We start from the raw sequence: 12669 nt of genomic DNA on the forward strand, positions 1-12669 counted from the left end.
ATGGTAATTATTGCATCAAATTTTAAAACTAACCATACAAGGCAATCAACAAAAGAGTTTGTATCTTTTGTAAATGATTATTTGAAAAAGAATAGTATCAAAAATGAAATAATTGTTTTTCCAACAGCTACAAGTCTTGATACTTTTAATACAGTACCAAACCTAAGACTTGGAACACAAAATGCATATGCCACAATAAAAGGTTCTTTTACAGGTGAAATAGGAACATCTCAATTAGATGAGTTTGGTATTAAGACAATTTTAATTGGACATAGTGAAAGAAGACATATTTTAGGTGAAACTCAAGAGCAAATAGCTCAAAAATTTAATTTTTACAAAGAGCTTGGATATAAAATTATTTATTGTATAGGAGAGCCTTTAGAAGTAAAAGAGCAAGGCTTGGAAAAAACATTAGAGTATATATATGAGCAATTTGTAGGAATTGATACAAATTATGAGAATCTAATTTTAGCATATGAACCAGTTTGGGCTATAGGAACAGGAGTTACTGCTACAAGTGATGATATTGTTAATGTACACAATGCTATTAAAAAGAAAATTTCTAAACCTTTACTTTATGGTGGAAGCGTAAAAGTAGATAATGTAAAAGAGATTTGCTCTTTAAATAATGTTGATGGTGCATTAATTGGAACTGCTTCTTGGAATAAAGAAGATTTTATTGAAATTATAGAAAAAACAAAGGATATTTAGATGATTATGAAGGGTAAAAAAGGTGTTATTTTAGGGGTTGCAAATAATAAATCAATTGCATATGGTATTGCAAAAGCTTGTGCTGAACAAGGTGCGCAAATTGCTTTTACATATTTAAATGATTCACTAAAAAAAAGAGTTGAACCAATCGCTGCTGAGTTTGGAAGCTCTGATTATGTTTATCCTTGTGATGTGAGTAAACCAGAAGAGATTAAAGCATTAAAAGAATCACTTGAAAAAGATATGGGTAAAATTGATTTTATTGTTCACTCAATTGCATTTGCACCAAAAGAGGGACTTTCAGGAAGATTTTATGATATTTCTAAAGAGGCGTTTGATATTGCTATGGATATATCTGTTTATTCATTAATTGAAGTAGTAAGAGAGTTAAAACCACTTTTAAGTGAAAACTCTTCAGTACTTACATTAACTTATTATGGTGGAGCTAAGTATATTCCAAACTATAATTTAATGGGTATTGCAAAAGCAGCTTTAGAAATGACTACAAAATATTTAGCTGAAGATTTAGGTAAAGATGGAACAAGAGTAAATGCAATTAGTGCAGGTCCTATTAAAACTTTAGCAGCTGCTGGAATTGGAGATTTTAGATTTATGCTTAAATGGAATGAGGCACACTCACCATTAAAGAAAAATGTAACAACAAGTGAAGTTGGAAACTCTGGAATGTATCTACTTTCTGATTTAAGTAGTGCAGTAACAGGAGAGATTCATTATGTTGATTGTGGGTATAATCTAATGGGAATGCCAGCTGTTAACTTTGATGAAAATGGTAGACCATCAATTGCTTGGAATGGTACTGATAAATAGTATTTTATTAAAAAATATTAGCTTAGATTTTTACTAAAAGTAAATTTCTAGGCTAAGCCTTTCATTGCTTTTTATTTAAAAAAAGAAGTTTTTATTTAGAATTTATTGAAGTTTTAAATTGAAATTTTATGAATCATAGGGAAAAGAATGAGTATTAATTTTAAAGAGTTAGCTAATAAATATCAAACACCATATTATGTTTATGATTTTGATCATATAACAAAGCAGTATAATGAACTTAAAAGTTCATTTAAAGCAAGAAAGTCACTAGTTGCATATGCAGTAAAAGCAAATTCAAATTTAAGTGTTATTAAACATTTGGCAAATTTAGGTGCAGGTGCTGATTGTGTATCAATTGGAGAAGTAAAAAGAGCCTTAAAAGTAGGAATACCTGCATATAGAATAATATTTTCTGGAGTAGGAAAAATTGATAGTGAAATAAAAGAGGCTTTAAATCTAGGCATTTTGATGATAAATGTTGAAAGTGATGCAGAGCTTAATAGAGTTGAACAAATAGCAAAAGAGCTTGATGTTGTTGCAAGAATATCTGTAAGAGTAAATCCAAATATTGATCCACAAACACATCCATATATATCAACTGGATTACATGAGAATAAGTTTGGAGTAGATATAGACACAGCTAAAAGAATGTATATTCAATGTAAAAATTCAGATTATTTGGAACCAAGAGGTATTCATTTACATATAGGTTCACAATTAACGCAATTAGAACCAATTAAAGAGTCTGTAAAAATTGTTTCAGATTTAGTTAAAAATCTTGCTGCTATTAAAATTGAACTATCTTTTTTTGATGTTGGTGGTGGTTTAGGTATTATTTATGATGATGAAAAACTTATAGATACAAATGAGTATGCACAGTCAATATTAGAGTGTTTATTTGGTTTAGATATTACAGTAGTTTGTGAACCAGGAAGATTCTTAGTTGGGAATTCTGGAGTTTTTGTTACTAAAGTTTTATATGAAAAAGTAAATGGGAATAAAAGATTTGTAATAGTTGATGGAGCTATGAATGATTTGCTAAGACCAAGTTTGTATAATGCTTACCATAAAGTTGAAGTTTTAAATGATAATCAAGAGTTTAGCGATTGTAATTTGGTAGGTCCAGTTTGTGAAAGTGGTGATTTTTTCGCAAAAGACGTACAGCTTCCAAAAACGCAACATGATGACTTAGTTGCAATTTATAGTGCAGGGGCTTATTGCTTTACAATGGCAAGTAATTATAATACAAGAGGTAAAGTTGCTGAAATAGCTTATGAAGATGGAAAAGATAGATTAATTAGAAAAAGAGAGACTTTTGAAGATATAATCGCACTTGAAGAGGAATATATAAAATAAAATGTTTTTTATAGATGTTCAAGGTACTTTAATTGATGATATAAATAAAGAACCAATAGCAGGTTCAATAGAGTTTATAGATTATCTAAATGAGAATAATATACCTTATGTTGTAATTACAAACAACACAAAAAAATTAAGTAAAGAGTTTTTGCAGTTTTTAAAAGATTTAGGATTTAATATAAAAGAAAAAAATTATATTGATCCTTTTGTTATTTTAAAAGATGTTGCAAAAAAGAGAAAAGTTGCAGCTTTTGGACAAGATAGTTTTCCAAAGGTTTTAACACAAATGGAATATGAACTTGAATATGATAATCCAGAAACATTAATTGTATCAATAAAAAAAGAGTATACAAATGAAGATTACTCTAAAATGATTGAGTGTGCTTTAAAAACTGATGATTTAATTGGAATGCATGAAACATCTATTTATTCAAAAGATGGATCAAGATATCCAGGTGTTGGTGCAATTATGAGTATGATTAAATTTGCTGTAAATAAAGATTATAAAGTTGTTGGAAAGCCAAGTTTTAATTTTTATAATGAAGCTAGAAAACTACTTAATTGTGATAACTTTGATAAAATTACTATAATAAGTGATGATATGATGGGTGATTTGCTTGGAGCTAAAAAGCTTGGAATGAAAGCAGTATTAGTTTTAAGTGGTAAGATTAAAGATGCAAATGAAGTTTTACCTACACTAAAGCAAGAAGAAAAACCTGATAATATTTGTAAAGATATGAGTGAAGTTTTAGCACTTTTAAAAGGGAGAAATTTATGAGTGAGAAGGGATTAGAAGAGTTAAGAAATAAGCTTGATAGTATCGATAATGAACTACTAGATTTAATTAATAAAAGAATGGATATCGTTCATCAAGTTGGAGTTTTAAAAGCTAATAGTGGGGGTTCTATTTATAGACCTGAAAGAGAAAGAGCTATTATTGATAGACTTGATAAGATTAATACAGGAAAGCTAAATAGAAGAGCAATAGAAGCACTTTTTTTAGAAGTGTTTGCAATATCAAGAAATTTTGAATTACCTGAAAATGTAGCTTTTTTAGGACCTGCTGGAAGTTTTACGCATCAAGCTGCTGAGACTAGATTTGGTGCTATGAGTTCATATTTACCAATAGCTTCAATAAAAGGTGTATTTAGAGAAGTTTATACAAAAAAAGCAAAGTTTGGTGTTATTCCAATAGAAAATTCGTCAAATGGAATTGTAAGTGATACTATAAACTGTTTAACAAAATATGATTTAAAAATTATTGCTGAGGTTATATTAGATATACATCATACTTTAGCTACAACATGTGATAAAGTTAAAGATATTAAAAAGATTTATTCAAAAGATATTGCCTTTGAACAGTGTAGAAAATTTTTAGAAAATGTTGGACTTGATGAGGTTGAGCTTATTCCTGTTGAATCAACAACAAAAGCAGTACAATATGCATTAAAAGAAAAAGGAAGTGCTGCTATTTGTTCTCATGTTGGCGCAAAGATGTATAATCTTCCAATACTATTTGAGAATATTGAAGATAAAGATAATAATAGAACAAGATTTTTCATTGTTAGTGATTTTGAAAATGCAAGAAGCGGAAAAGATAAAACATCAGTTTTAGTGAAACTTCCAAATAAAAGTGGTGCATTAGTTGAGTTTTTAACTGATTTTAACGAGGCTAAAATAAATCTTACTAAAATAAAATCACATATAGTAGAGGGTGATTCAATCTTTTTTATTGATTTTGATGGTCATAAAGATGATGAACATATACAAAAAATATTTACAAAACATAAAGATAGTATAAAATTTTTAGGATCTTATGTAAAAGAAGCAGATGATATCTAATAAAAAAATTTAGTTTTTTTTAAAACTAAAGTGTTAAAATCGAAGTTTATAATTAGGAAGAAAAATGCAATTTAATAAAGTTTTAGATGATGTAAAAATATATGAAGCTGGTAAACCAATTGAGCTTGTAATAAGAGAATATGGAGTAGATGAAAAAGATATAATAAAACTTGCATCAAATGAGAATCCATATGGAACTTCACCAAAAGTTACAAAAAAGATTCAAGATATTGCAAAAAATATGTTCATGTATCCAGATGATTCCATGTTTGAATTAAAAGAGGCTTTAGCAAGTAAGTTTAAAGTTGAAAGTTCTAATATAATTATTGGTTCAGGAAGTGATCAAATATTGGAGTTTGCTATTCATGCAAAGTGTGATGAAAACTCAAAACTTCTTATGAGCAATGTAACTTTTGCAATGTATGAAATATATGGTAAACAAACGGGTGCTAAGGTTATTAGAACAGAAGATGATGAGCATAATTTAGATCAATTTAGAAAACTTTATAAAGAGCATAAACCTGATATGGTATTTTTGTGTTTACCTAATAATCCTTTAGGAGAGTGCTTAGATACTAAAGATGTTTATTCATTTTTAGAAGAAGTAGATGAAAAAACTTTAGTAGTTGTTGATGGAGCATATCATGAATATGCAGCTTTTAAAGATGAAAATAAAATAATAGTAGTTGATGAACTTATTTCAAAATTTCCAAATGTAATTTATCTTGGAACATTTTCAAAAGCTTATGCTTTAGGTGGTATGAGAGTTGGATATGGTATTGCAAAAAAAGAGATTATTCAAAATCTTTATAAATTAAGACCTCCTTTTAATATTACTACACTATCTTTAGCAGCAGCAATAGAAGCTTTAAAAGATGAAGAGTTTGTAACTGATTGTATAAGAAAAAACTTTGAACAAATGAAAAGATATGAAGATTATGCAAAAACTAAAGGTTTTTCTTTTATTGAAAGTTATACAAATTTTATAACTATTAAGTTTGGTAATATCTATAACTCTTCAGAAGTTGCACAAAATTTACTTCAAGAGGGTATAATTGTTCGAGATTTAAAAAGTTATAATCTTAATGCAATAAGAATTACTATTGGAAGTGATGAACAAAATACAAGAGTATTAAAAGTATTGGATGAAGTATTAAAAAATTTAAAATAGAAGATTTTGTTATGAATGTAAAGAGTAGAGATTTAGGCGAATTAGAAGAACTTTGTACTCAAATTAGAGAACGAATTATTGATGTAGTATCCAGAAATGGAGGACATTTTAGTTCAACATTAGGTGCAGTTGAATTAACAGTTGCAATGCACAAAGTTTTTGATGTCCAAAGTGATCCATTTATTTTTGATGTTTCTCATCAATGTTATCCCCATAAGCTTTTAACAAATAGGTGGGAAGAGTTTGAAACAATTAGACAATTTGGTGGATTAAGTGGATTTACAAAACCTAAAGAGAGTAGTGCTGATTATTTTGTAGCAGGGCATAGCTCTACTTCTATCTCACTAGCTGTAGGTGCAGCAAAAGCTATTAGAATCAATGATGAACAAAGAGTTCCTGTTGTTATGATAGGTGATGGTTCTATGACAGCAGGAATGGTTTATGAAGCATTAAATGAATTGGGAGATATTAAACTTCCAGTTATAATAATTCTTAATGACAATGAAATGAGTATAGCCAAACCAATTGGATCAATTTCAAAATATCTGAGTAAAATTTTAGCAGGAAAATTTTATCAAAAACTTAGAGATAGAATAGACAAAAGCATTATACAAAAGTTACCAGAGGGTGCTAATTATATTGCTAAAAAGATTGAAGAGAGCATAAAGCTTATTACTCCAGGTGTGATTTTTGAAGAGATGGGTATTGATTATATTGGACCAATTGATGGTCATAATCTTGAAGAAATAATTGATACTTTACAAATAGCAAAAGATCTTAAAAAACCAGTTATTGTTCATGCTAAAACAGTAAAAGGAAAAGGTTATGCTATTGCTGAGGGTCAAAATGAGAAATGGCATGGAGTTGGACCTTTTGATGTAAAAACAGGAGAGTTTAAGAAAAAAGCAGGAGCAAAGTCTGCAACAGCTGTATATGCTGATGCTTTAAGTGCATTAGCAAATGAACATGATGATGTAGTTGGAGTAACAGCTGCAATGCCTAGTGGAACAGGTATAGACAGATTAATGAAAGAGCATCCAAATAGATTTTGGGATATTGCAATTGCAGAACAACATGCAGTAACTTCAATGGCAGCAATGGCAAAAGAGGGCTTTAAACCATATATTACTATATATTCTACTTTTTTACAAAGAGCATTTGATCAAATAATTCATGATGTATGTATTATGGGATTACCTGTTGTTTTTGCAATTGATAGAGCAGGAATTGTAGGAAATGATGGGGAAACACATCAAGGTGCTTTTGATATTTCATATTTAAGATTTTTACCAAACATGATTCTTTTTGCACCAAGAGATAATCAATCTTTACATCAAGCAATTGATTTTTCATATACCTTAGATAAACCCTGTGCTATTAGATATCCAAGGGGTGCATTTAAAGAACTTGGCTATGAATCAACACCTTTTGAGCTTGGTAAATCTCAACTTTTAAAAGAAGGAAGTTCAAATAAGCTGTTTATTGGATATGGAGCTGGAGTTTCAAGAGCTTGTGAAACAGAAAAGCTTCATGAAGAAGATATTGCTATTTTAGATTTGAGATTTGTAAAACCACTTGATGGAAAAATGCTAAGTGCTCTTGCTTCAAAATATGACAAATGGTATGTTTTTAGTGATTCTCAAAAACAAGGTGGAGTTGCAAGTGCAATTTTAGAGTATGTAAATGAAGCAAAACTTTGTGTAAATATTACTTCTTTTGAGTATGAAGACCACTTTATTGTCCATGGTGAGACTTCTAAAGTTGAAGAGAGTTTAGAATTAACTGCAAAACAATTAGTAGAGAAAATATAAAATTTTTTCTACTTTTTTATTATTTTTAAAGAAAACATAATTTTTTTTGGTTAGAATACGCGCGAAACTATAAATTACAAAATTTATATCCTTAAATATAATCTTCTAAAGATACTACTTAAATTTTAAATACTTTCAAAATTTATTCTATTTTAATATAAGTGATTTTAAATATATTAATTTTTGTATTTTATCAAATTTCACAATAAATTATAAAGGGTAACTTGTGGATGTAAACAAACAAAATCTACAAAACACAGAAAAAATAGATAAAATCACTTTGCTTTTTAGTACGCTATTTTTAGTATCATTTGTTTTAATATCATTTATTGATGCAAAACTATTATCAACTTTAGTAAATGATGGATTTGCATGGTCTTCAAAAGTCTTTGGAGCTTATTGGCAAGTTTTATTACTTTTGACTTTTCTAATTGGTGTATATTTAGCTTTTTCAAAAACAGGAAGTGTAATTTTAGGAAAGTTAAATAAACCAGAGATGAGTACATTTCAATGGATAGCAATAATACTTTGTACTCTTTTAGCAGGAGGAGGTGTTTTTTGGGCAGCAGGGGAACCAATTGCACATTTTATAACACCACCTCCAATATTTGAACAAACCGACTCAAACTTTCAAAAAGCTATTAATGCATTATCTCAATCTTTTGTACACTGGGGATTTTTAGCTTGGGCAATTTTAGGAACATTAACTTCAATTGTATTGATGTATTTACACTATGAAAAAGGTCTGCCTTTAAAACCTAGAACACTTCTTTATTTTGTATTTAAAGAAAAAGTTATACATGGAAAGTTTGGTTCAATTGTAGATGGTTTTTGTATTATTGCAGTTGCTGCTGGAACAATAGGTCCAATAGGTTTTTTAGGTTTACAAATTTCATATTCACTACATGAATTATTTAATATACCAAATAGTTTTTTAACACAATCTAGTATTATTATATTTGCAATAATCATTTATACTTTATCTGCACTTAGTGGACTAACAAAAGGTATTCAAATCCTTAGTAGATATAATGTATATTTAGCTCTTTTTTTAGTTGTATTTATAATCATTTTAGGTCCAACAAATTTTATTATTAATAGTTATATTCAAGGTGTTGGAAATATGCTTAATAATTTTATACCAATTGCAACATATAGAGCTGATACTTCATGGCTTGGTTGGTGGACAGTTTTCTTTTGGGGTTGGTTTATAGGTTATGGTCCAATGATGGCTATATTTATTGCAAGAATAAGTAGAGGAAGAAGTATAAAAGAGTTAATTTTAGCAGTATCTTTTATAGCACCACTTGTAACAATGTTTTGGTTTACTATTGTAGGAGGAGCTGGATTATCATATGAAATTGCAGAACCTGGAGTAATTAGTGAAGCATTTAAAGGCTTTAATTTACCAGCTGCACTTCTTGCTATTACGCAAAATCTTCCTTTTCCTTTGATTATTTCAATATTATTTTTAGTTTTAACTACTATTTTTATTATAACTACAGGGGACTCAATGACATATACAATGAGTGTAGTTGTAAGTGGAAGTACAGAACCAAATGCTTACTTAAGAGTTTTTTGGGGAGTACTTATGGGCGCTTTAGCAATAATTTTAATTTCTGTTGGTTCAGGAGGAATAACAGCCTTACAATCATTTATTGTAATAACTGCTGTTCCTGTATCTTTGATTCTTTTGCCATCTCTTTTTAACTCTATAACAGTAGCTAAAAAAATGCATAAAGAACAAGGCTTAAGCTAAAAAGTCTTCATTTAGTGTCCATGAGGGAAGATACCTTTCAATTAGATGAAAGTCTTCTCCCTCATGTTTTGTATAAGTTAAATATTGATTTCTATTGTCAACTTTAAAAAGTTCATTTACAATAGCCATAAATCTAAGTGCTAACTCTCTTCTTTGTTCTATTGTTCTTCCATGCCTAATATCTAAACTCATTAAACATATGTCATCACCTTTAACAGCTCTTCCAATACTAATATCATATTTGCCAACTTCATTTATTGAAATTGCGATATGACCTTTAGCTGTATCCATAACTTCTGAAAAAGCATCTTCTATTTTTAAAGTAAACTCTTCTTTTATATCATCTGATACTTTTTTGTTTATTTCAAATCTTAAATGAGGCATAATTTATCCTTTATAAAAATGGTCTTAATTTCTCTACACAAAGTCCCATAGCTGTTGATTCATATCCTTTAACACTTTTAATATATGGTTTACAAAATCCCTCAACCATAATAGCTCCAGCTTTTCCCATGCATTCACCTGAGTCTAAATACTCTTGAATATGTTTTTCATCAAACTTATTAAATTCATAAGTAGTTGAAGAGATATCAATAAGCTCAAGATTTAAAGACTTATAAATCATACATGTTATTACAGTAGTACTATTTTGACTTTGTAAATTTAACATTCTTCTTGCATCATCAATACTTTTTGCTTTTCTTAAAAGCTCATTGTTACATGTAACAACACTATCAGCAACTAATAAAGGCAACTCTTTAACTGTATATTTTTTGTATAATTCATCAAATTTACCTTTAGTTGCTTCATAACAAAATGATTTAGGATTTGTTGTTGTTATACTATCTTCATCAAACTCTCCACCACTTTGAATAAAATCAATACCAAAGTTTTTTAAAATTAGTGCTCTTGTTGGTGAATTTGAACCAAGTCTTATCAAAATAATCCTTTTTTATTTTAATTATACTCAATTTGTATATAATATATTTTAAAATATTGATATAGGATTAAAAATGAATTTTATTATTATAGGTGCAGGTGGAGTTGGTTCTTTTTATGGAGTTAAATTACTTATGCAAGGACATAATGTAAAGTTTATAGCAAGAGGTGAAAACCTAAAATACTTAAAAAATAACAAATTAAAACTTACTCATCCAGATTTTATTTTTGAAGATTATCTAGATGTAATATCAATAAATGAATTAAAATTAGTTGATGTTAATAGTATAGATGCTGTATTTATTGCAACAAAATCTATGAGTACAAATGAAGTAAGTGAGAAATTATCATTATGGATAAAAAATAAAAATAAAATTCCATATTTTATCTCTTTGCAAAATGGGGTAGAAAATGAAGATAAAATGGCAAATTATTTACCAAAAGAGTTTATAATAGGAGGACTTACAAGATTAATTGCTGTTCATATAATAAAACAAGGTTTTGTTGAAGCAGTTGGAGAAGTGCAAACTATACTTGGAAGTATAAAGCCAACAAAACATTCACAAGAGTTTTTAGAAAAATTAAAAATAGAGCTTGATAATGCAAATACTACAACAATTTTAACAAATAATATAAAATTAGAATTATGGAAAAAATTGATTATAAATAATGGTGTAAATGCAATATGTGCATTACTTGAAGAAAAATCAGGTACCTTAATAAATAAAAAAGAGACTTCAATATTAGTTTACAACTTGATGAAAGAAGCAGGGCTAGCATCCCATGCTGTAAAAGTAAATATATCTGAAAGTGATGTTGATGAGATGTTTGAACTTATGAAAAAATTTGAATCAATAGTTCCCTCAATGTGGGTAGATAAAAAAAATAATAGAGATTTAGAACTTGATGATATTTGTGGTGTAGTTATAAAAAATTGTGAGAAACAAGGTTTAGACGCACCTTATACTAGAACAATAGCAACAATTTTACATATGCAATACAGTAAATCAAGAGTAAAAAAATAGTTTTTTTATGAAATTTGTAAAATTTTTATAAAGAGGGTCAAAAGTCATACTAAAGTCATCTAAATTTATTATAATTCCGGCATAAGAAGTAAATGTGAAATATATTTGTTACTACAAAATATATAAACATAGTGTAATTATTATAAACTTATTCTGGATTTTTCTCCCTCTCCATGATTTTTATTATCACATTTACTTCCTTATTCTTTTTATATTAACTTCAAACTAAAAAATTATTATGCATTATTAAATTCATTTTTAGCTATAGTATTGTCTTTCAGATTTTAAGGAAAGTTATGTACTTATTTTTTATTCTTCTTGGAAAGATTTTTCCTTTATACTTAAATATTATTATTGGTTATTTACTTGCTAAATATTTTAAAGTAAGAAGAGATATTATTGCATTTATATTAGTATATATTTTAGGTCCAATTGTAATATTTTTTGCAACCATATCCATACAAATCAATGTACAAATAGCATTTTTACCAATATTTATATTTTTATTTGGAAGTGCCATTGCTTTTTATATTCTTATTAGATATAAAAAATATTGGACTGATTCAAGTATTAATACTTTAGCTTTTACTTGTGGTACAGGAAACACTGGATATTTTGGAATTCCTTTAGCTATGATTTTACTAGAACCTCAAGTTGTAAATATATTTATTTTTGTAACTTTGGCTTCTTTATTATATGAAAATACAGTTGGCTTTTATGTTACTGCAAAAGGAAATTTTACAGCAATTGAATCTATTAAAAAGATACTAAGACTTCCTTTAGTATATGCTTTTATTTTAGGAATTATATTAAATTTAAATGGTGTAAATACTCCAGATTTTGTAATTCCATATTTTGAGAATTTAAAATGGGCATATGGAATACTTGGAATGATGATGCTTGGTATGGGTTTAAAAGGTTTTAATTTAGAAGAAGATTTTGATAAGAAGTATATGAAAGTAGCCTATTTATATAAATTTGTATTTTGGCCTTTGGCTATGTTAATAATTATTTTTGCTGATAAAACATTTTTCAATTTTTTAAATGAAGATATTTATAAAGTCTTATTTTTAATGTCAATTGTACCTTTAGCAGGTAATACTGTAACTTTAGCTATTTTATTAAAAGCAAAACCCCAAAAAGCAAGTTTTACAGTACTTTTAAGTACTTTAATATCGGTTGTTTATATACCAGTGGTTTTAGCACTTTATGGAGGATTTTAAG

12 protein-coding genes are annotated in these 12669 nt (G+C 27.9%); 10 read left to right on the forward strand and 2 right to left on the reverse strand.

What is annotated here, in order from left to right; translation table 11 throughout:
- From ACAN_RS01690 to ACAN_RS01725, 8 genes are all read left to right on the forward strand, one after another.
- Positions 1 to 711 (forward strand): triose-phosphate isomerase, encoded by a 711-nt coding sequence (locus ACAN_RS01690; RefSeq protein ID WP_099335350.1) that lies wholly within the window; start codon positions 1 to 3, stop codon positions 709 to 711.
- Complete coding sequence (fabI, locus tag ACAN_RS01695) at positions 712 to 1539, forward strand: enoyl-ACP reductase FabI (protein ID WP_079579781.1); 828 nt, start codon at positions 712 to 714, stop codon at positions 1537 to 1539.
- Positions 1540 to 1686: 147 nt separating this feature from the next.
- Positions 1687 to 2895 carry a diaminopimelate decarboxylase gene (lysA, locus tag ACAN_RS01700; protein ID WP_099335349.1) on the forward strand — a complete coding sequence of 403 codons (1209 nt, stop codon included), beginning with the start codon at positions 1687 to 1689 and terminating at the stop codon, positions 2893 to 2895.
- A 1-nt stretch (position 2896) separates the two neighbouring features.
- The gene (locus tag ACAN_RS01705) at positions 2897 to 3676 is read left to right on the forward strand and encodes an HAD-IIA family hydrolase (RefSeq protein WP_099335348.1); all 780 of its coding nucleotides are present in this window, start codon (positions 2897 to 2899) and stop codon (positions 3674 to 3676) included.
- Positions 3673 to 4740 (forward strand): prephenate dehydratase, encoded by a 1068-nt coding sequence (pheA, locus tag ACAN_RS01710; RefSeq protein WP_079579778.1) that lies wholly within the window; start codon positions 3673 to 3675, stop codon positions 4738 to 4740. Before ACAN_RS01705 ends, pheA begins: the two co-directional genes overlap by 4 nt.
- A 64-nt stretch (positions 4741 to 4804) precedes the next feature.
- Positions 4805 to 5911 (forward strand): histidinol-phosphate transaminase, encoded by a 1107-nt coding sequence (gene hisC / locus ACAN_RS01715; RefSeq protein WP_099335347.1) that lies wholly within the window; start codon positions 4805 to 4807, stop codon positions 5909 to 5911.
- Between the two features lie 11 nt (positions 5912 to 5922).
- Entirely contained in the window at positions 5923 to 7722 is a 1800-nt protein-coding gene (gene dxs, locus ACAN_RS01720) for a 1-deoxy-D-xylulose-5-phosphate synthase (protein WP_099335346.1), read from the forward strand.
- Between the two features lie 226 nt (positions 7723 to 7948).
- Positions 7949 to 9481, forward strand: coding sequence for a BCCT family transporter (locus tag ACAN_RS01725; protein WP_099335345.1), 1533 nt, complete (start codon positions 7949 to 7951; stop codon positions 9479 to 9481).
- Here ACAN_RS01725 and ACAN_RS01730 read toward each other — a convergent pair.
- Both ACAN_RS01730 and maf read right to left on the reverse strand, forming a co-directional pair.
- Positions 9473 to 9865 carry a tautomerase family protein gene (locus ACAN_RS01730; RefSeq protein WP_099335344.1) on the reverse strand — a complete coding sequence of 131 codons (393 nt, stop codon included), beginning with the start codon at positions 9863 to 9865 and terminating at the stop codon, positions 9473 to 9475. The genes ACAN_RS01725 and ACAN_RS01730 overlap by 9 nt on opposite strands.
- 10 nt (positions 9866 to 9875) lie before the next feature.
- A complete protein-coding gene (gene maf, locus ACAN_RS01735) occupies positions 9876 to 10421 on the reverse strand; it encodes a septum formation inhibitor Maf (protein ID WP_099335343.1) in 546 nt (181 codons plus the stop codon).
- Between the two features lie 73 nt (positions 10422 to 10494).
- Here maf and ACAN_RS01740 point away from each other — a divergent pair, with 73 nt between their 5' ends.
- Both ACAN_RS01740 and ACAN_RS01745 read left to right on the forward strand, forming a co-directional pair.
- On the forward strand, positions 10495 to 11445 hold the full coding sequence (locus ACAN_RS01740) for a ketopantoate reductase family protein (protein ID WP_099335342.1): 951 nt from the start codon (positions 10495 to 10497) through the stop codon (positions 11443 to 11445).
- Positions 11446 to 11741: 296 nt separating this feature from the next.
- A complete protein-coding gene (locus ACAN_RS01745) occupies positions 11742 to 12668 on the forward strand; it encodes an AEC family transporter (RefSeq protein WP_099335341.1) in 927 nt (308 codons plus the stop codon).
- The last annotated feature ends 1 nt before the right edge of the window (position 12669 follow it).

Origin of the sequence: Malaciobacter canalis (genome assembly GCF_008000835.1) — a bacterium.
Lineage (GTDB): Bacteria > Campylobacterota > Campylobacteria > Campylobacterales > Arcobacteraceae > Malaciobacter > Malaciobacter canalis.

What these genes read in the sequence shown, in the direction of transcription:
- ACAN_RS01690 (WP_099335350.1), top strand. Translation starts at nt 1, where the DNA reads ATGGTAATTATTGCATCAAATTTTAAAACTAACCATACAAGGCAATCA.
- fabI (WP_079579781.1), top strand. Translation starts at nt 712, where the DNA reads ATGATTATGAAGGGTAAAAAAGGTGTTATTTTAGGGGTTGCAAATAAT.
- lysA (WP_099335349.1), top strand. Translation starts at nt 1,687, where the DNA reads ATGAGTATTAATTTTAAAGAGTTAGCTAATAAATATCAAACACCATAT.
- ACAN_RS01705 (WP_099335348.1), top strand. Translation starts at nt 2,897, where the DNA reads ATGTTTTTTATAGATGTTCAAGGTACTTTAATTGATGATATAAATAAA.
- pheA (WP_079579778.1), top strand. Translation starts at nt 3,673, where the DNA reads ATGAGTGAGAAGGGATTAGAAGAGTTAAGAAATAAGCTTGATAGTATC.
- hisC (WP_099335347.1), top strand. Translation starts at nt 4,805, where the DNA reads ATGCAATTTAATAAAGTTTTAGATGATGTAAAAATATATGAAGCTGGT.
- dxs (WP_099335346.1), top strand. Translation starts at nt 5,923, where the DNA reads ATGAATGTAAAGAGTAGAGATTTAGGCGAATTAGAAGAACTTTGTACT.
- ACAN_RS01730 (WP_099335344.1), bottom strand. Translation starts at nt 9,865, where the DNA reads ATGCCTCATTTAAGATTTGAAATAAACAAAAAAGTATCAGATGATATA.
- ACAN_RS01740 (WP_099335342.1), top strand. Translation starts at nt 10,495, where the DNA reads ATGAATTTTATTATTATAGGTGCAGGTGGAGTTGGTTCTTTTTATGGA.
- ACAN_RS01745 (WP_099335341.1), top strand. Translation starts at nt 11,742, where the DNA reads ATGTACTTATTTTTTATTCTTCTTGGAAAGATTTTTCCTTTATACTTA.